This window comes from Enterococcus phoeniculicola ATCC BAA-412, assembly GCF_000407505.1.
GTDB classification, from domain to species: domain Bacteria; phylum Bacillota; class Bacilli; order Lactobacillales; family Enterococcaceae; genus Enterococcus_K; species Enterococcus_K phoeniculicola.
This window is the reverse complement of sequence record NZ_ASWE01000001.1, coordinates 651,532-670,123: the sequence shown is the minus strand read 5'-3', so window position 1 is coordinate 670,123 and position 18,592 is coordinate 651,532. Positions and strand designations below refer to the sequence as shown.

Annotated in this window: 16 protein-coding genes; 4 read left to right on the top strand and 12 right to left on the bottom strand. The window is 37.0% G+C overall.

Going from position 1 to position 18,592, the window contains the following annotated elements; all coding sequences use genetic code 11:
- The first annotated feature begins 181 nt into the window (after positions 1-181).
- Positions 182-2,116, top strand: coding sequence for a fructose-bisphosphatase class III (locus I589_RS03035; protein ID WP_010769601.1), 1,935 nt, complete (start codon positions 182-184; stop codon positions 2,114-2,116).
- Between the two features lie 79 nt (positions 2,117-2,195).
- Positions 2,196-2,522 (top strand): hypothetical protein, encoded by a 327-nt coding sequence (locus I589_RS03030; RefSeq protein WP_010769602.1) that lies wholly within the window; start codon positions 2,196-2,198, stop codon positions 2,520-2,522.
- Positions 2,523-2,906: 384 nt separating this feature from the next.
- Here the strand turns inward: I589_RS03030 and I589_RS03025 are convergent, their stop codons facing one another.
- Together I589_RS03025 and I589_RS03020 are read right to left on the bottom strand one after the other, a co-directional pair.
- A complete protein-coding gene (locus I589_RS03025; RefSeq protein WP_010769603.1) occupies positions 2,907-4,208 on the bottom strand; it encodes a PTS sugar transporter subunit IIC in 1,302 nt (433 codons plus the stop codon).
- Between the two features lie 26 nt (positions 4,209-4,234).
- A complete protein-coding gene (locus I589_RS03020; protein ID WP_010769604.1) occupies positions 4,235-5,614 on the bottom strand; it encodes a glycoside hydrolase family 1 protein in 1,380 nt (459 codons plus the stop codon).
- A 172-nt stretch (positions 5,615-5,786) separates the two neighbouring features.
- Between I589_RS03020 and I589_RS03015 the strand changes: the two genes are divergently transcribed.
- Positions 5,787-6,554: a MurR/RpiR family transcriptional regulator gene (locus tag I589_RS03015; protein ID WP_010769605.1), complete on the top strand. Its 768-nt coding sequence runs from the start codon at positions 5,787-5,789 to the stop codon at positions 6,552-6,554.
- A 178-nt stretch (positions 6,555-6,732) separates the two neighbouring features.
- Here the strand turns inward: I589_RS03015 and I589_RS03010 are convergent, their stop codons facing one another.
- The 5 genes from I589_RS03010 to I589_RS02990 all read right to left on the bottom strand — a co-directional run bounded on the left by I589_RS03010 (position 6,733) and on the right by I589_RS02990 (position 13,864).
- On the bottom strand, positions 6,733-8,385 hold the full coding sequence (locus I589_RS03010) for a MutS-related protein (protein WP_010769606.1): 1,653 nt from the start codon (positions 8,383-8,385) through the stop codon (positions 6,733-6,735).
- A 106-nt stretch (positions 8,386-8,491) separates the two neighbouring features.
- Positions 8,492-9,376 carry an SPL family radical SAM protein gene (locus I589_RS03005; RefSeq protein WP_010769607.1) on the bottom strand — a complete coding sequence of 295 codons (885 nt, stop codon included), beginning with the start codon at positions 9,374-9,376 and terminating at the stop codon, positions 8,492-8,494.
- Between the two features lie 137 nt (positions 9,377-9,513).
- Positions 9,514-12,219 (bottom strand): YhgE/Pip domain-containing protein, encoded by a 2,706-nt coding sequence (locus I589_RS03000; protein WP_010769608.1) that lies wholly within the window; start codon positions 12,217-12,219, stop codon positions 9,514-9,516.
- A 370-nt stretch (positions 12,220-12,589) separates the two neighbouring features.
- On the bottom strand, positions 12,590-12,904 hold the full coding sequence (locus I589_RS02995; protein ID WP_010769609.1) for a hypothetical protein: 315 nt from the start codon (positions 12,902-12,904) through the stop codon (positions 12,590-12,592).
- Positions 12,905-12,925: 21 nt separating this feature from the next.
- Positions 12,926-13,864, bottom strand: a complete 939-nt coding sequence (locus tag I589_RS02990; protein ID WP_010769610.1) for an NADP-dependent oxidoreductase — start codon at positions 13,862-13,864, stop codon at positions 12,926-12,928.
- A gap of 264 nt (positions 13,865-14,128) precedes the next feature.
- Here I589_RS02990 and rpsN point away from each other — a divergent pair, with 264 nt between their 5' ends.
- On the top strand, positions 14,129-14,398 hold the full coding sequence (gene rpsN / locus I589_RS02985; RefSeq protein WP_010769611.1) for a 30S ribosomal protein S14: 270 nt from the start codon (positions 14,129-14,131) through the stop codon (positions 14,396-14,398).
- Positions 14,399-14,473: 75 nt separating this feature from the next.
- Here rpsN and I589_RS02980 read toward each other — a convergent pair whose 3' ends face one another.
- The 5 genes from I589_RS02980 to cshA all read right to left on the bottom strand — a co-directional run bounded on the left by I589_RS02980 (position 14,474) and on the right by cshA (position 18,476).
- Positions 14,474-14,764, bottom strand: a complete 291-nt coding sequence (locus tag I589_RS02980; protein ID WP_010769612.1) for a DUF2500 family protein — start codon at positions 14,762-14,764, stop codon at positions 14,474-14,476.
- A 185-nt stretch (positions 14,765-14,949) separates the two neighbouring features.
- Positions 14,950-15,324 (bottom strand): type II toxin-antitoxin system PemK/MazF family toxin, encoded by a 375-nt coding sequence (locus I589_RS02975; protein WP_010769613.1) that lies wholly within the window; start codon positions 15,322-15,324, stop codon positions 14,950-14,952.
- A gap of 11 nt (positions 15,325-15,335) precedes the next feature.
- A complete protein-coding gene (alr, locus tag I589_RS02970; RefSeq protein ID WP_010769614.1) occupies positions 15,336-16,457 on the bottom strand; it encodes an alanine racemase in 1,122 nt (373 codons plus the stop codon).
- Between the two features lie 17 nt (positions 16,458-16,474).
- The gene (acpS, locus tag I589_RS02965) at positions 16,475-16,825 is read right to left on the bottom strand and encodes a holo-ACP synthase (protein ID WP_010769615.1); all 351 of its coding nucleotides are present in this window, start codon (positions 16,823-16,825) and stop codon (positions 16,475-16,477) included.
- 121 nt (positions 16,826-16,946) lie between these two features.
- Positions 16,947-18,476 (bottom strand): degradosome RNA helicase CshA, encoded by a 1,530-nt coding sequence (cshA, locus tag I589_RS02960; protein WP_010769616.1) that lies wholly within the window; start codon positions 18,474-18,476, stop codon positions 16,947-16,949.
- Positions 18,477-18,592 lie beyond the last annotated feature (116 nt).

Here is an 18,592-nt window from a genome sequence, read left to right as displayed (position 1 = left end):
AATAGAGGCAAAAGGTCAGATTCTCATTCTAAAAAAACCGTTATCAAAAAGAGAAAAAATTTTTACTAGTTATTGAATGCAAAAAAAAGATAAGAAAACTATACCTAAATAAAAATAATGATGATAGACCCCAAATTTTATGGTATTGTATAGCTATACCAATTTAACAGGAGAGACAATTATGAACCAGAAAAAATATTTCGACTTATTAGCAAAAGAATTTGGGAATAGTGGCGAAATCATTACTGAGTTAATCAATCTGGAAGCCATCTTGAACCTACCGAAAGGAACTGAGTTGTACCTAAGCGATATTCATGGAGAATATCCCGCATTTGATCATATTTTACGTACAGGTGCTGGAAATCTGCGTGGGAAAATTAGTGAATGTTTTGGGGAATCAATGTCAGAATTGGAAAAAGATAAATTTTCGTTATTAGTCGCATATCCAAAAGAAATCCTTAAAGATTCCTCTTTTTATCCAGAAAAAAATCATGCATGGTATGAGAAAACCATTCTCCAGTTAATTCAGCTACTCACACATGCGGCCTCAAAATATACTCGATCTAAAGTTCGAAAGGCCTTACCTAAGAACTATACTTATATTGTGGAAGAATTGCTTTATACCGATATTTCTCTAAACGAAAAAGAAATTTATTATCAGGAAATTCTTTCTCGTCTCATTGATTTGGGTGAAGCGCCTTCTTTTATCATTGACGTTTCTACAAGTATTCAACAGCTTGTTGTCGACCATCTTCATGTTGTTGGTGATATCTTTGACCGTGGACCCAATGCGGATAAGATTATGGACCGATTAATGTCTTATCATTCACTAGACATTCAATGGGGAAATCACGATATCTTGTGGCTTGGTGCATACGCTGGTTCAAAAGCCTGTCTAATGACCCTCTTACGTATTGCTGCACGTTACAATTATTTATATGAATTAGAGAGTGCCTATTCTTTAAATCTACGTCCTCTCTTTTTATTTGCAGAAGACACTTACCAAGAAAATTCGGGCTTTGCACCAAAAGCCCGAAAAAATGCCGAGAATTTTCAGCCTGAAAGCGATGAACGTCTGGAAAAAGTTCATCAAGCGCTAACGATGATTCAATTTAAGCTAGAAGGACAAATCATGAAACGTCGCCCTGAATTTCAGATGGACGATCGCTTGCTTTTAGATAAGATTCATTTTGATACAAACCAAATACAACTCAATGGACGCATCTACCCGTTGATTCATTCTTGCTTTCAGACAGTGGATACAGAGAATCCTTATCAGCTTTCTGATGAAGAAAATTATGTAGTCGACAGTTTGATGCACTCCTTTCAACACTCAGAGAAGCTGCAAAGACACATGAAATTCCTTTTAGCCAAAGGAAGCATGTATCTGGTCTACAATAATCATCTTTTGTATCATGGCTGTATGCCGCTCAATGAAGATGGACGATTTTTAGAAATGGAAATTGAGGGTATTTTTTATTTTGGAAAATCTTTACTCGAACAGTTTGAAAAAAAGCTTCGAGAAAGTAGCTTGAACCCTTCTATCCATGATGACTTGGCAACAGATTTAATCTGGTATAGCTGGATTGGAAAAGCTTCTCCTTTATTTGGACGCAGTGCAATGACCACATTTGAGCGCTATTTTATTGAAGATAAAACAACTCACAAAGAATACAACAATTCTTACTATCAGTTGAGAAATACTGAAAAAACCTGTCGGATGATTTTAACCCATTTTGGGCTGGAAAATGAACAATCAAAAATTATCAATGGGCACACGCCCGTAAAAGTTGCAAAAGGTGAATCGCCAATTAAAGCCTCTGGCAAATTATTTGTTATAGATGGCGGACTTTCTAAAGCGTATCAAAATACAACAGGAATTGCAGGCTACTCTTTGTTGAATAATTCTTTCGGGTTTCAAATTGTCACTCATCAACCCTTTCATTCTATTCCAAAGCTTTTAGAAGAAAAACGCGACCGAACGTATTTAAAAAAGGTGATTGATGAAAAAGTAAAACGAACGCTAATCAAAGAAACAACTATCGGTGCTAGTATTCGGGAACAGTGTCAGGTATTGATTGAATTGTTAAACTATCTCAAAAAAAAGAACAGATAGTCACCGGCAAAAACCGCCAGTGCCGGTTCCTTTTACTAATGAAAGAAGACGAACGAAACTCGATGAATGGAGGACACAGATGAAGCGTTTTACGATAACCGTCACAATGGACCGCCCTGTCGGCTATCAAGATGCATATGGCAATCGTTATCCAATCAATTATGGTTACGTTGCAGGATTATTTGCTGGAGATAATGAAGAACAGGACGTTTATATATTAGATATCGACAAACCATTAAAAACCTTTACTGGTGAAATCGTTGCAATTATTCATCGAAAAGACGATGTAGAGGATAAATGGGTGGCAGCAGCCAGTGGGCAAAGAGTTACAAAAGAAGAAATTTGGGTGCAAGTGAAATTTATTGAACAATATTTTGATTCAACGATTGAATTGCTCCCTTATTAATGCTCAACAAAAAAGGACAGAGTAATTGCACAAGCAATTTCCTGTCCTTTTTTAGTTGTATCATGAACATAGGCAACTTTTTACGAATTTTTTCTAAAAGCGTCCTTGTTATCAGTAACTACCTATTTCTTTTAAATTGAGACATATATTTTATTTGGAGTGTTGTACCCATAACTACGGTCATCACGATGGTTGGGTAATCGGATTTCAAAAATAAACTAACAGGAACTGAAAATAGAATGCCTATTAGACAAGTAATTAATACCCAGCGAAATTTCCAGTTCTTTAGTTGAACAGAATCTTTAAAATACCTCTGTACACAAACAATCAGAATGAAGCTAACAAAGAGAATCAATCCTATTTTCCACCCTTCTTATAGTAAAGTCATTCTGTTACCAATTCTCCTTTTTCTTGCTCTACTTGAATTTTTTCAAACATTTTGAAGAAAGGATAATAGATTGCTAACGAAACAAAGAAGCAGACGAAAACCATAATTAAAGCAACAATATTCCAGTTAGAAGTAATTAGCGCACCAAAAGGAGCTGGGATAGAGAATGGCGGTTTAACCATCATTTTAGGCATCAAATTTAAAGCAGTTACAATGTAAACTAGTATCGTATTTACAATTGGAACCAGAATGAATGGAATAGCTAATAATGGATTCATAACAATCGGTGTTCCGAAAATTACAGGTTCATTAATATTGAAGATTCCAGGAAGAATAGACAGCTTTCCTAATTGTTTCAGATACTTTGACTTAGAAAACATAAACAGGACAACCAAAGCTAGCGTTGCACCGGTCCCGCCCATTTGCGCATACCATTGGTAGAATTGTTCGGTAAAAATATTGGGTAAATCAAATGCACTCATTCCATTTTGAAAAAGCTCCGCATTTTCTAAAATTGCTTGATCCCAAAACGGTCGTATAATTGGACCTAGCACCGCATGTCCATGAATACCCAACGCCCAGAAAACACAAATAAAGAATTGGGTAATTATTCCGCCAAATAAATTATTTCCCGTCAAAAATGTTTTTAGTGGGGAAATTGCAAACACTAATACATCATTTAAATTGAACTGAAAAAAATGTCGGGGAATCCAGAATAAAAGGACAACGAACAAGGTTGGTAGCAAAGCTGCAAAAGATTCTCCAACTACGGGAGGAACACCTTCGGGCATTTTTATTTCTAATTTTTTCTCTTTTGTAAAACGATAAATTTCTACAGATAATAATGCAGCAATTATTGCAGCAAACAATCCTTGGGAACCTAATGGCGTAATTGGAATATACCGACCGCCAGCAATTGCATTTCCTGCGGCATCGACTCCTTCTACTAAGTTGACTGGCATAACCATTAGTAAAGTTGCAAGCATAGATAAAAATCCGCTTGTTGTCTTGTCCAGCTTATAACTTGAACCCAAATACGAACCAATCGTGAATGCGGCATACAAAGACATTAAGCCAACTGTAAAACGAAATGGAACATCTAATGCAGTAACATACGGCGCAATAAAATCAGCATATCCAGTAATAGGTAAATTTAATAAAATAGTAAAGAAAGACCCCACAATGGTTAACGGCAGAATAGAGATTAATCCATTTCTAACCGCCTGTAAATGTCGTTGTTGGCCAATTTTGTTGGCGATAGGCAAGAGCTTTATAGCAATTGAATCTAAAACGTTCATTTCTTCCACTCCCTAATCATTAATTTCTAATCAAACCCTTTATTTTCAATGACTGTCTTAAACCATAACCCTGATTTTTTTACGGTCTTTTCTCCCGTCTTTAAGTCCATTCGATAAAATCCATAACGATTTTTATAGGCATTTATCCATGACCAGCAATCCACAAATGTCCACATATGATATCCTAGACAGTTACTGCCTTCTTCCATTGCTTTATGCAGCCATTGAAGATGTTCCTTAACAAAAGCAATACGGTACTCGTCCTGTACCATTCCTTCTTTTATAAAGGCTTCTTCTCCTTGTATTCCAATTCCATTTTCAGAAACAAACCAATCAATATTCCCGTAGTCGTTCTGAATTTTTTTAGCAATATCATACATCGCCTCGGGGTATATTTCGATTCCTCTTGATGTGTTCATTCTGCGTCCCGGCATGACATAGTCATCAAAGAACCACTCAGGTGAAAAAATTCCTGTAACATCCACAAGGTACTCCTTTGCCTTTACCCTTCTTGGTCTGTAATAGTTCACCCCCAGCAAATCAATCTTTGTTTGTTCAATTAAATCCAAATCTTCTGGTGTGACTTCAGGCATTTGATTATATCTTTCAAGAACATTTCGCAGCTCACTAGGATATTTCCCTTTTAAGATAGCTTCATTTAGACTTCGTGTATAAAATAAATCAGCCATTTCGGCGGCTTTCAAGTCTGCCGGATTTTGACTTCTTGGATAGACAGGGATAATATCCATAATAATCCCAATTTTTCCTTTGTAATTTTTTTTATATACGTTTACTGCTTCACAGTGAGCTAAGATAATATGGTGCAATACTGTAGCTGCTCGCTTGAAATCAACGACATATGGGTAGTGCCGGTCATGTAAATAGCCTGCTTCTGCGGGAATCATAGGTTCATTGAAGGTGAACCAGCAGGCAACCAAATCATCAAATAACTCAAAGCAACATTCAGCATAACGTCTGTAAGCCTCAATGACTTCACGATTTTCAAAACCGCCTTGCTCCTGCAGGGCCATTGGCATATCAAAATGATACAAGTTAATAAATGGTTGAATTCCTTTTTGCTTCATCTCCTGCAACATTTGTCGATAAAATTTCACTGCTTCTTGATTTATTTCACCTACGCCATCAGGAATCAGTCTCGACCAAGAAATAGACGTCCGAAAAGAATTAAATGAAAGATTTTCCATGCGCTGAATATCTTGCTTATACTCTTTGTAAAAATTAGAAGTGTGTTCGGTTGTGACTCCTTCATAGAAACGATGGTTATATTTTACTGATGAATAGTCCCAAATATTTTCTCCTTTCTGATCATTTAGCTCTCTTCCTTCTGATTGCGTTGCGCTAGTGGCTGCCCCCCAGAAAAAATCTTTTGGAAATGTGTACTTCATATTCGTCCTCCTCCTCAACGTCTTGCAGAATGCGTTTTCAAACTCTATAATGAAGTATATCACCTGTTTTTATTTCAAAGTGGCATTGACTTTGAGTTGTCTAAATGCCCTTTACTTGTCAAATGTACCAAAAATGTTTCAAGTTGTGTCAAAAAGGAGGGAAGGGTGAACCATGTTATTTTTAGACTATGTTCCTGAATTGAGTCCTTTAGAAGATGAAATTTATCATTATGTTGCGCATCACTTAAAAGAAGCCGCTCGAATGAAAATAAAGGAGCTTGCTTTTCAGACACATACAAGCACAGCGAGCATTGCCCGCTTTTGTCAGAAATTTGAATGTAACGGCTATAAAGAATTTCAGGTAAAACTGAGACTCTATGAAGATTCTCTTACTAACACACAAATTTCTGATAGTGATGAATCGCAATACATGGACTTTCTCACACGCTTAAATCAGCCGTTTTTATCAAACAAAATTCAAGAAGCCGTAGATATTCTTCTAGATAAAGACCTAGTTTTATTTTTAGGCTCAGGCTCATCAGAAACGATTGCAGAATATGGAACGCTCTATTTTACCAACCTTTCTCAGACAGCTTTACGCATAGAGGATCCTTCAAATTATCCAATCCAATGGTTTCCAGAGGATATTTTAAAGAAAACGTGTATCATTGCTCTCTCCGTTACTGGGGAAACAAATGAAATCATTCATTATCTAAAACGACTCAATACAAAAGGCTGCGCCATTATTTCCATTACAAATACTGAAAAATCAACCATTAGTCGACTTTCAGATTTAACGATTCCTTATTACATTACTCGAGAAACCATCTATAAATCCAGTAGCAATAAAGAGCAGACGATAGAGTTAACCTCACAACTGCCTGCATTGTTACTCATCGAAAAAATTGCAAAGCGTGTGCGTTTAACTAAAAATATCTAGCGTAGTAAAAAGAGAACAGCATGCGTAAACTTCCCATAATAAAAAATGGGACAATCAATTGACGTAGTCTATAAAAGACGAGGCAGCTATCAAATGCAGATAGCTGCCTCGTCTTTTATAAACGCTTCAGGTAGTTGCTTATTTATATTTGAAATCAAAGCCGATTTTCTAATATTCCTTAGAAAATCGTCCACTGTCTTGTCTGATCAAATCCCTCTGCTTCGTCTTTTGCCCGTCTCACTACCTCTTTAGGATAATTCATCACTTGAAGAAGTTGAATAGCATTACGAGTCTTGGAAGGGCCTTGTCGAAGCTTGTAGTCAAAAGTAATCCCTTGTTCCTCAGTTACCTGTTCTTCAAAGTGGACATTTTCACAGCTATTTTTAAGTATTTCTGTTAGCTCAATATCGTGAGTCGCAACAAACGCCAATGAAGGATACTGGTTGAGCCAGTCAACCACGCTAGCAGATGCTGAAATCCGTTCAATTGTATTGGTTCCTTTTAAAATCTCGTCTACAAAACAATAACATCGCTCATTGGTTGAAGCTTTATCAAGCACGCGCTTAATTGATTTAATTTCCGCAACAAAGTAGCTGTCACCCTCAAATAAATCGTCCTCAACCGCCATTGAGGTCAGCACATGTCCTGGTTGTATACGAAAACTTTCCGCAACAGCCGTTTGAATCGTCTGCGCCAGAATACAGCTGATAGCGACACTTTTTACATAGGTCGATTTTCCAGAAGCATTTGAACCGGTAACCAGCGTGTTTGCTTGCCAATCCACATCGTTCATGACAGCTTGCGTTAATAATGGATGATAGATTCCTTCTGATTTCACACCGCCTTCTGCAAATTTTGGCTGACTGGTAATCGGCATATAGGTACGAAAATTTAAGACAGCTGCTGCTACTTCAAACTGCCCAAGAATATCCCACAATTGTTTCGCTTTTTCCTGATTTTTTTCTAGATGACTAAGTACATAATGATACGAGATAAATGGAAGCATAAACATGATATTGACGTAATCAAAAATCATTTCTGCCTCACTGTTTCCTTTGACACGAAAGGCAAAACCAAATTTGGGAATATTTTTTAGTGCATGCAGCTGCTCGGTTAGCTGACTTTTTAATGGTGTATCAAGCTTTGCCACCGCATTGGCTGTTGAGATTGTCTGTACCAGATAACTCATGCTGTTCAACTCTGTTTCCAGCATTTGTTTTTTTATAAAATAGTATATCGTATTAAAACAAACCGATCCTAAAATTGTAAGAATCCCCACCATCGGCTGAACAAATACAAGACCAAGCCCTACAAAAGGCAGGACACCTAGACAAATATAAAGCCATTGATTAGCAATCTCCTTAGATTTCGCATCTGATAAGTATTGTTTGACAAAGTTATGGTCTTTTTTCCCTAATCTAGCAAAATGATATTGAATTTCTTCTCGAATCTTTGGTTGTTCTTCATAAAATTGTATAAGGGTCTCCATGGTTTGATTTTCTTTTTGACTAAAATTGTAATTTCTTAATCTCTGATACAATGCCTCTGAACCCGTACTTGAATAGGTCCCATTAATTAATTCAAATACTGCAAACATATCCAAATCATACCAGGTAATATCATCGACTTCACTTTCAAACTCCTGATAATCACTAGCAGACTGCCATGCTTCTTTCAGGCTTTCTTCCTTATCAAATCGTGGCTGGCGTGGTTGTTTCCCCCATCTTTGCTGAACATCTTTTCTCAATTTTATTCGGTTAAAAATTTCGAGTCCTATCAATATAATGATAACAACGATAATAAGTGACAGAATAAATAGTATAGTCGGCATATAAAATCCTCTTTTTTTTATTTTCTTTTTAGTCTATCACGTTGACAGTCAAAGAAAAAGGACAACTTTTTTATGTGGTGACTAGTCTATTCTTTTTTGCAACTATTTAAAAAAGTGTCAGCTGTTCGTCTTCTTTCTTTTTTGGACAATCAGCGACAATATCTGTCATTTTATAGAGCAACCCGTATTTTTCACACTCTTCAGCAAACAGAAATGATAGCTCTTTGCATCTTGGCGATGTACAGCCATAGGTAGCACCATAGGTTTTCTTGTATTGCGCCACTAAACCTGGAAATGATTGTTCAAGCTTTTCATAATAATACGTTCTTTGTCGATCTCTAAGAGTCATACCAAACTGTGCATAAATAAATTTTGCACCACTCTCATACGCTTTTCTCACAAGTCCTCGAATATTCTCTGGTGTATCTGTAATAAATGGAAGGACAGGCGTAACTAAGACGCCTGTATAAATTCCAGCCTGACTCAACATTTGAATAGCTTCAAAGCGCTTAGATGACGGACAAACACCCGGCTCAATTACTTTTGCTAGAGAATCATCTATTGTCGTAATCGAAAGCTTAATACAGGCTGACGCACGTTCTTGAATCTTTTTTATCAGCTCAATATCTCGAACAATCTGATTACTTTTTGTTTCTATGGAAAGACCATACCCATATTCATAAATCTGCTGAAGTGCAGTCCTTGTTAATCCATTTCTTAATTCCTCCGCATTATATGCATCTGACATTGCCCCCAAATTTATCACGCCACATTTATTTTTTTTCAATTCATATTGTAAGATTCCTGCTGTATGCTCTTTTCCTCGAACCCGATTGAAGTCTTCAATAAAATATTTCTCACTGCGGCTGTCACAATAGATACAGCGGTGGTTGCATCCTTTATAGAGATTCATTACATAATCAATACCAAACCATAACTGACCATCAAATGAAACTTTCTGCAATAATGTTTTCGCTTTTATCCATTCCATCTCTGCACCTCCCGCTTTCCACTTTCATTTTATCGAACATATGTTCTTTCGTCTAGTTAATTTTTTTACGAATACAAAAAACCCCTTGAATATTTATCTTATCGATGAATATTCAAGGGATGCTCTATTCAATTGAATTAATGGAAAATATGACTTTCATGAGAGACTTTCGTTAATTTCTTCGTTTGTACTTCAATATAAGGATAGAGCCATGTACCAACTATGCCAAAGACAATCATTAGAAGAAACATAATCCAGATATCCTTTGTTGCATTTGGCCAATAGATTCCTCCTGCAGATTCCCTCAGAAGGTTTACTGCATGGGTAAATGGCAAGAAGGGGTTAATCATTTGGAAGAACTTCCCAGAAACTTGAATTGGGTAGTTTCCGCCACCACCTGAGATAGACAATACAAGGATAATGATTGCAATCCCTTTTCCGACATTTCCAAAGAGTGCCACAAGTACGTAGACCATCATCATAAAGGACAAGGCAATTAATAAGCCAAAAAGAACACTATAGACAGGCTGACGGACATCTACTCCAAGCAAGAAGTAATTTCCTAAGGTAACGATTAATCCTTGTGCTAGTCCCATGGTTAGGAAAGTCAGCATGCGTGCAGAGAATTGTTCACGTTTGCTGTATTTTAGTTTGTCTTTTTCCTTTAAGAAGTAATCCGTAGTTGCGATACTTGAAAATAACACGGCCCCTACCCATAAACAAAGCGCTGTGTAAAATGGCGTGCTTGCTGAACCGTTGTTGGCAATTGGGTATAGCTCATTTGTATGCAGGTCCACAGGTTTTGTGAAGAAGTCACTTTCTTTATTCGCATCAAGCTTCAACAACTTAATAACTTGACCAAGATCCACTTCGCTTTCACCTTTACGAATGGCTTTCGCTGCTTTTTGGATTCCTGTTTTAATACTTGGCCAATCATTATTAATTAAGTCAGTCGCTTTGGTTAAGGCACTTTCAACCATCGGCATTTTTTCATCCACTGTTTTTAATGTGCTAGTGATTTCTTTTTCTAAGTCAGGCCAGTCGTTTTTAATGAAGTTTGCGGCTAACCCAAGCTTTTCTTCTAAAATAGGCAATTCATTGTTGTATAAGTCTGCACCCTTGTTAATCCCATTCACAATCTCATCCATATGACCATTTAGCATGGTGTTTGCATCATGGATTTCTTGACGAATCGCAGGCAATTGTTTTTGGTATTTCTCTAAAATATCAATCGCATTGCTGACGGTCTTTTCCGTAGATGATAAAAGAGAAGCAAAGTCGATTTGTTGGGCATCTGTCAATAGTCCTTGCGCTGTATCAATGGTACTAATTAACTTTGTTAAGACACTTTCAATTGTCGCTGTAATTTGGCTAACATTAATTGCATTTACATCGCTCGCCACTTGATTAGCAGCTGTTTCAATACTTTGTAAAAATGCTTCAAATTCCGCTACGCTCAATGAATCGACTTTTCCATATAAATCATCAATTCTATCTTTTAATGTGCCCACATGGCTATTCATTTGGTTTACTTGATCAATAATCCCTTGCAAATCAGAATTGCCTGCACTTGTTTGTAAATTTGTTAAAAATTGTGCTAGGTTAGTCAGCGCGGTTTGTTGCGCAGCTAAATTATTTGAGAAATTTTGCAACGCTTCTTTAATTGCCGTCTTTTCTTCAGGAGTCAACTGATTGTCTGAGACTGCTTCTCGAATCGTTGCCGCTAAAGAAGAGGTCGTTGTTGCCACGTCTCCGATTGAATCTAGTGTAAGCTGTACACTTGTTGAAATCGTTGGTAATGCATCTTTCAACTGTTGTGCCCCATCTTTGGTTGTTCCAGCTAAATCATTGGCTTTATTTCCCAACTCTTTAATATCCGGCAATGCCGTTTGCACTTGCTGAATAATTTTTAGTCCTGATTTTGCTTCATCAATTCCTTCGTTCATCGTTTGTTCGATGGAGTCAAAATCGCTATCCACCTCAGCTAGTTGTTTTCCCGCATTTTGAATTTCAGGAATCTTTTCCTGTAAGGTTAAAATAATAGAGGCTTGTTCCTTAATTTGAGGCATCTTATCATTCAAGGCAACGAGTTTCTCGCCCATTTCATCTACTTTAGGAATATACTCTACAAACTCATTGGCTTTTGCCAGCTTTTCTTTCAACTCAGGCATCTTATTATTTAACTCAATAACTTGTTTGGTGTAGCCATCAATCGTATCTAAATTTTCATCTGTAGAAAGAATCATGTTTTTCATTTTTGTAATACTTACAAGGTTACTGTCCAAATCGTACCCAATCTCATTAAAAACCTTAATTAAAGAAGAGCTTGCTGTCTTAATAAATTCATCTGTGATCTGGCTTTGCAGAGAAGTCGCTCCCTTATCTGCAATCTTTGGTGCAATAGCATTTATTTTTTCGTTGATTGAATAGTCAATGGTTGGTTTCTTTATTTCTCCTGTAGTAAAGCTTAACAGGTCTTTTGAAAAATCTTTTGGCAAGTAAATACCTGCATAATATTTTCCAGATTTAACCCCTTCATCCAACTCTTTTTTAGAATCCACAAACTGCCAGCCTAACTGCTTGTTTGTATGAAGAGTTTTCATGACCTCATCACCTATAGCCACTTCTTTTCCTTGAAAACTCGTAGGCTGATCGGCACTGTATACCGCAATGGGTAACTCCCCAGTATTTGAATATGGATCCCATAAAGCTTTGATATTAAACCACGCATATAATGATGGAATTATCATCAGCGCAATAATTAAAAGAGTGGCAATCGGGTTTTTAAAAATTCGTTTCCAGTCTAGTATGTATAATTTAAAGGTATTTTTAATATGATTCATTTCAGACACATCCTTCGTGCATTTTCAGTTAGCTGAATTACTTTACCATGTTTTTTTTAGTGATTGCAATCAAGACCCACTGGATAACGATTGTTTTTCGACAAACAAGAAAGACTGTCAAAAATGGTATCCCTTTCAAAAAATGAATATTAAATATTTATTAAAATTCGTCTCTCATTAAATGTACCATGCTTTTTAAAGAAAGAGTATTGGAATGTATTTTTTTATTCGTTTGTTACTCATTTTATCATTTACTTGGGTATTTTTCTTGTTTTTTTATTCTGCATACTGATTATGACTTACAATCAAAAAAGGCGCATTTATTTATTTTTATTTACAAAAAAAGAAACACCTTCATCAGGCATTTCTTTTATTCTAATTTTTTCGCATAAAAAAATTGTTCGGTTAGCTTATCTAACGCCTGCTGCACTTTTTCGGGCTCATCTAAAAAAGACAAGCGCACATTAGGAACCACTTCGGTATCAATCATCTTTAAAGGCTCTATTCTCTCTCCTACACGCAAAGTAATCTGTGGATGATAGGTTTTATCCCCACAAGGTCCAAAGACCAGATACGCCATTTCATAGAGATTATTACCTATTTCACGTAATCGATAATGACCTGTTCCAATAAATTCTTGTTCTTCAAAGTTTTCTCTTAATAGGTCCCAAGTCTGTCTATCCATCGCACATCCTCAATCTTTACTTTATTTTTGAATCACTATTTTTCCAGCAGAAGGATGCCCTTCGATTTCTTCATGCGCTTTTATGACACTGGCAAGTGTAAATGGTAAAACCTCAGCAATGTTGATTTCTAGTTGATTATTTTTATAAAGAGTGGTTAGCGCCTCAAATGCCTCTTTGTCAAGATACTCTTTCTTTGTTTGGAAAAAGATATACGTTCCCTCTTTTGTACGCTCTTTTTCTTCAGGAATACTGTTTAGTGCAACATACGTTCCATTCTCTTTTAGAATGGCCATGCCACTTTTTGCCGAGCGGCTGCCTTTTGTCGCATCAATGACAATGTCTGCACGATTGGAAAAAACAACACCTGCATCCTCTATATCATACGCGACAAACTCATCTGCTCCCAAATGTTTTACTAGCTCTTCATTTTTAGAAGAGGCACTCGCTAACACGTAGTTGCCATTTGCCTTTAATAACTGAACAAGCATCGAACCAACACCACCTGAGGCTCCTTGGATCATCACCACCGATTCTTTTGCCACCTTTAAGAGCTGATGAAGGATATTATAGGCAGTTATTCCTACAGTAGGTAATCCCGCAGCTTCTGAAATTGACATACTTTCCGGTCTTTTCACCGCTTTTTTGGCAGGTAGAACAACCTCTTCTCCATAAGTACCAGAAATAGGATAGATAATGACCGCATCTCCCACCTGAAAATCTGTTACTTGGCTGCCAGTTTCTGTGACGATTCCTGTACCATCATGACCTAAAACGTATGGAAAATTTACGGAACGAATCTGTTTCATTCCTCCACTCCTAACACCAATATCGTAAGGGTTGATACCAAAGGCTTCAATGTTCACACGAATATGTTCCTCTGAAACGTCTCTTGGCTGTGCATCGATGACTTCAAATACTTCACTTGCTTTTCCATAATCATTTATTGCAAATCGTTTCATGAAATCTCACACTCCTTTTGCTTTAGTGTACGTTAAAATCAGTTTTAAAACAAAAAATTTGTCACGTGAAGAACTTAATAGAACGAACAATCTTTTCGATAAACTGCCACCTGTCTTCTTTTTCTATTTTTTTACTTAATAGCTCTATCTAAAACAAGTTCATTGCATTTTTTTGCATCAAGTGATAAATTAAATTAGTAAATCGGAATAATTTTGATTTACACTCAATTTGTTTGCCAGACACGAAAAATAAGGAGCAGAAATATGGCGAAAAAATCGAAAATGGCAAAATTTCAAAAGCAGCAACAGCTCATTGAGCAATATGCCGATATCAGGCTGGAACTAAAAGCAAAAAAAGATTATGAAGGACTAAGAAATCTTCCGTTAAATGCGAATCCAACACGTCTCAAAAATCGCGATTTGGTTGATGGCCGGCCTCGTGGCTACATGAGAAAATTTGGCATGTCCCGAATTCAATTTAGAGAATTAGCGTTAAAAGGACAGTTGCCTGGCGTGACAAAAGCAAGCTGGTAGCTGAGAGATAAAAAAACAGAAGTCAACATCACTTTTTTCTCAAACAAAGGAGAAGGTGGCTGTCAGCTTCTGTTTTTATTTTTCAAATGATACAAATTTTTCTCCCTGATGACGAAGAGCTCCTCTAACAGGGACGTCTATATGAATATAGACTTCGTGTGGTACTTGATAGACTGTGTTACAATCACGCACTTGAAAAACAATTGAATAGGAATGAATTCCTTCGATTTCTTTTGAATATTTTTCAACAATTAATCCATAAGTTTCTTCAATTGGATACTTTACTTGATTGTGCCAGCTTTTTATTCCTTTCACAACAAAAAAAAGAAAGACAATTGTCGTAATGCTAATAACTAGGTAAGCCATCTTCTTCTCTCCAGTTCCATTTGTTTCTGCTTTAACAGCTGAAACATTATCAAAAAGTTTGTGTTGAACTCTTTGACTCTTACTAAAAGTTGAGAACAGAAGCGCTCTTCTCGCTATAGATGAAGCCCTTTAAAAACGAATAGTTTAGAAAAAGCATCACTTCTGCTCACAATTCATCTATTTGACTATGTATGACTTGATTTAGATCCTTGCGCAACAGGTTCAATACCGACGCTGATCCGAAGAGCACGATCTACATTTGTCATGATTTTTGCATCTAAATGACACACTTTTTCTTTTAATCGACTTTTGTCAATTGTTCGTATTTGTTCAAGCAAGATAACAGAATCCCGGTCGATTCCACCCTCACTTGCTTTTATTCCTATATGAGTAGGTAACTTAGGCTTAGCCATCTTAGCTGTTATTGCAGCTACAATGACGGTTGGACTAAAATGGTTTCCTAAATTATTTTGAATAATGACGACAGGTCTGATTCCACCTTGCTCTGATCCAACAACTGGTGAAAGGTCTGCAAAATATATATCACCGCGTTTTACCATGAGCTCCTCCTTTACTTTTCATAGTTTCTAGGTACACGAGCAGAAAGTGTACATGCTACTTCATAATGAATGGTTTCTAAATGATCTGCTACTTCTTGCATGGTAATACTCTTGCCGTTATTTGCACCAATCAACGTAACTTTAGTGCCTATGGAATATTCTTTAGGTAAACGAATCATTAACTGATCCATACAAACTCTTCCCACAATCTCACACGGCTCTCCTTGAACTAATAAATGAAAGCCCTGCATTTTTCGTAACCACCCGTCTGCATAACCAATTGGTACGGTCCCAATCCATTCCGCTTCTGGAGTGATGTAAGTTTCTCCGTAGCCAATCCCTTCGCCTTTTGGTAACTTTTTCACTTGAATAAGTGAAGAAACAAGCTCTAAAGCAGGCTTTAACGGATAAGGTGCTTCTAGCACATTTCCTGAAGGATTTAACCCATACATTGCAACGCCATAACGAACCATATTTCCAATCCCCGCATCGTGCCAAAGTGCAGTCGCGCTATTGCTCGTATGAATATAGCGAGGCTTCTTGGGTAGTCCTTGGAGAATCTCTGTAAATCTTTCTAATTGATGCTGCCAATACGTATCATCAGACTGATCCGCAGTTGAAAAATGAGTAAATAGCCCTTCCCACAACAGTTTTTTCGAGCGTTCCATCGTTTGAATCGCTTCATTCATTTCCTCAGAAGACAAAAAGCCGATTCTCCCCATTCCCGTATCTGCTTTTAGATGAATTTTTAACAATCCTTCTACTTCGGAATGTGCCATAACTTTTGAAATTTCTTCTAAGCCTTCTTGTGTCCCTACAGTAACTGCTAAATCATAGGATAAAGCGAGTTCGCTATACATAGGTTCCACGATACTAAGCACTAAGATAGGTTCAGTAAGCCCTGCTTCTCGCAACTCAATTCCTTCATCAAGCGCTGCAACACAAAATCCTGTTGCCCCGCCACGCAGTGCTGCTTTTGCAGTTTCAACTGCTCCATGACCATATCCGTTTGCTTTTACGACTGCAAACAGCTCTGTTTCTTTAGGCAGACGTTTTCTTTCATTTGCAACATTTTCTTGAATCGCTTGTGTATGTATAATCGCTTTTGTTGGTCGATAATTTGCGACAACCATGCTTCATTCCTTCTTTCTCAGTCCTCCAACAAGATTTGGGCAATGGCAACTGTATCTGTGTGTGTAATCGTAACAAATACATTCCCTTGGTGCGGAGATTTTGTAACTATAGGTGCACCAAACTCATTTTTAAGAATTTCAATTTGTTGGAAATTGATTTTCCCAATTCCTGTGCCCCAGGCTTTTGAAAAAGCTTCTTTACATGCATAACGCCCTGCCAAAAATTCAATCTGACGATGTAGCGTCAAGTCATTAAACAACATCAACTCATTAGTTGTCAACACCCTTGCAGTAAAACTTTTTTTTTCTCTAATAATTTTCTCAATTCTATCTAATTCAACTGCGTCAATACCAATACCTTTAATCATAATTTTCTTTCTCCAAAGTCAGGATATTCCTATTCTACCAAAAAATTTCATAAAAACCACTCAAAACCCTATATATAACAAAAATGAAAGCCTCTCTCAATGATGAGAGGCTTTCATTTGATTAATCGTTATTGTTACGAATCACAAATCCACGCTTTTTGTCATTTGAACGTTTTCCGCTTGATGAACGATTATTGTTCTTGTTATTGTAGTTGCTGCTACCTTTACTATTTTTGTTTCCACGATAGCTGCCGCCATCCTTACGGTTACGATTTCCATTGTTATTTCCACCACCGCGTTTACCATTTTTGTTAAAGCCTTTTTTATTAGCTGGTAATGGACGCTCTGGAGTAATTTTAACTGGAACAGCATCAGAAGGGTCTTTAGAGATAGTTTTTAATAACAAGGCAACTAAATCTTGTGAAGAATATTTTTCTAATAAATCATCTGCAGTTGCTAGATATTTATCTAATCCATTCTCATCAAGTTTCGTCTCAATTTCTTCAATCGCAGCCCCTAATTGTCCTTTAAATGCTTCTTTTTCTGAAGGTGGACGTAGAGGAGTCATACGTTTTTTCGTCAAGTTTTCGATGACATGTAAGTAGCTCATTTCATTTGGTGTCACAAATGTTACAGACATTCCACCTTTTCCTGCACGACCTGTACGACCAATCCGGTGAACGTAGCTTTCAGGGTCTTGAGGAATATCATAGTTATAGACATGAGTAACACCTGAGATATCTAATCCGCGTGCCGCGACGTCTGTTGCAACTAAAATATCTAGATGTCCATTTTTAAATGAACGTAATACGCTCATACGCTTTTGCTGTGATAAATCACCATGAATTCCTTCTGCACGGTAACCACGTGCTTCAAGTCCACGTGCCAATTCATCTACACGACGTTTTGTACGACCAAAAACAATCGTTAATTCAGGTGTTTGAACATCTAACAAACGAGTCATGATATCAAACTTTTCATAATCTTTTGAACGTACATAATACTGATCAATTAAATCTGCTGTCATTTCTTTTGCTTTAATTTGTACGTGTTCAGGATTCTTCATAAATTTCACACCAATGCTCTTGATTGCTGGAGGCATTGTTGCAGAGAATAATAGTGTTTGGCGTTCACTAGGAACTTGAGAGATAATTTTTTCAATATCTTCTAAAAAGCCCATGTTTAACATTTCGTCTGCTTCATCTAAGACTAATGTTTGAACAGTACCAAGCTTCAATGTGTGTCGGTTAATATGGTCGAGCATACGACCAGGTGTTCCAACAACGATGTGTGGACGATCTTTTAGTCCACGAATTTGACGACCAATGTCAGCGCCACCGTATACAGCTTGTACACGAATTTTTTTATCTCGACCTAAACGGAACAATTCTTCTTGTGTTTGGATAGCTAACTCACGTGTAGGTGCGATAACTAATCCTTGTAGGTCGCGGTTATTTGTATCAATTTTTTCTAGCATTGGTAAACCAAACGCAGCTGTTTTCCCAGTTCCTGTTTGTGCTTGACCAATCACATCTTTTCCTTCTAGTGCAAGAGAGATTGTTGCTTCTTGGATAGGCGTTGCTTCCTCAAAGCCTGCTTTTTCTACTGCTGATAATAATTCTGGTGATAAATTTAGTTCTTTAAATTTCAAGTGGTATCCTCCTAAGATAGTTGTTGACTGAGGATTTAGCTTATTGCAATTTATTCAATCGCTTGCTGGCTATTCCCGTCGATTCGTTTGTTGAAGAGAAACTAAGTCCTTTGTCT

Excerpts from the sequence above, each read along its gene's own strand:
- I589_RS03010 (WP_010769606.1), bottom strand. The coding sequence starts at position 8,385 with ATGCCGACTATACTATTTATTCTGTCACTTATTATCGTTGTTATCATT.
- I589_RS03005 (WP_010769607.1), bottom strand. The coding sequence starts at position 9,376 with ATGGAATGGATAAAAGCGAAAACATTATTGCAGAAAGTTTCATTTGAT.
- I589_RS02990 (WP_010769610.1), bottom strand. The coding sequence starts at position 13,864 with ATGAAACGATTTGCAATAAATGATTATGGAAAAGCAAGTGAAGTATTT.
- I589_RS03020 (WP_010769604.1), bottom strand. The coding sequence starts at position 5,614 with ATGAAGTACACATTTCCAAAAGATTTTTTCTGGGGGGCAGCCACTAGC.
- rpsN (WP_010769611.1), top strand. The coding sequence starts at position 14,129 with ATGGCGAAAAAATCGAAAATGGCAAAATTTCAAAAGCAGCAACAGCTC.
- I589_RS03030 (WP_010769602.1), top strand. The coding sequence starts at position 2,196 with ATGAAGCGTTTTACGATAACCGTCACAATGGACCGCCCTGTCGGCTAT.
- I589_RS03035 (WP_010769601.1), top strand. The coding sequence starts at position 182 with ATGAACCAGAAAAAATATTTCGACTTATTAGCAAAAGAATTTGGGAAT.
- I589_RS02995 (WP_010769609.1), bottom strand. The coding sequence starts at position 12,904 with ATGGATAGACAGACTTGGGACCTATTAAGAGAAAACTTTGAAGAACAA.
- I589_RS03000 (WP_010769608.1), bottom strand. The coding sequence starts at position 12,219 with ATGAATCATATTAAAAATACCTTTAAATTATACATACTAGACTGGAAA.
- alr (WP_010769614.1), bottom strand. The coding sequence starts at position 16,457 with ATGGTTGTCGCAAATTATCGACCAACAAAAGCGATTATACATACACAA.
- I589_RS02975 (WP_010769613.1), bottom strand. The coding sequence starts at position 15,324 with ATGGTAAAACGCGGTGATATATATTTTGCAGACCTTTCACCAGTTGTT.
- I589_RS03025 (WP_010769603.1), bottom strand. The coding sequence starts at position 4,208 with ATGAACGTTTTAGATTCAATTGCTATAAAGCTCTTGCCTATCGCCAAC.
- acpS (WP_010769615.1), bottom strand. The coding sequence starts at position 16,825 with ATGATTAAAGGTATTGGTATTGACGCAGTTGAATTAGATAGAATTGAG.
- I589_RS02980 (WP_010769612.1), bottom strand. The coding sequence starts at position 14,764 with ATGGCTTACCTAGTTATTAGCATTACGACAATTGTCTTTCTTTTTTTT.
- I589_RS03015 (WP_010769605.1), top strand. The coding sequence starts at position 5,787 with ATGTTATTTTTAGACTATGTTCCTGAATTGAGTCCTTTAGAAGATGAA.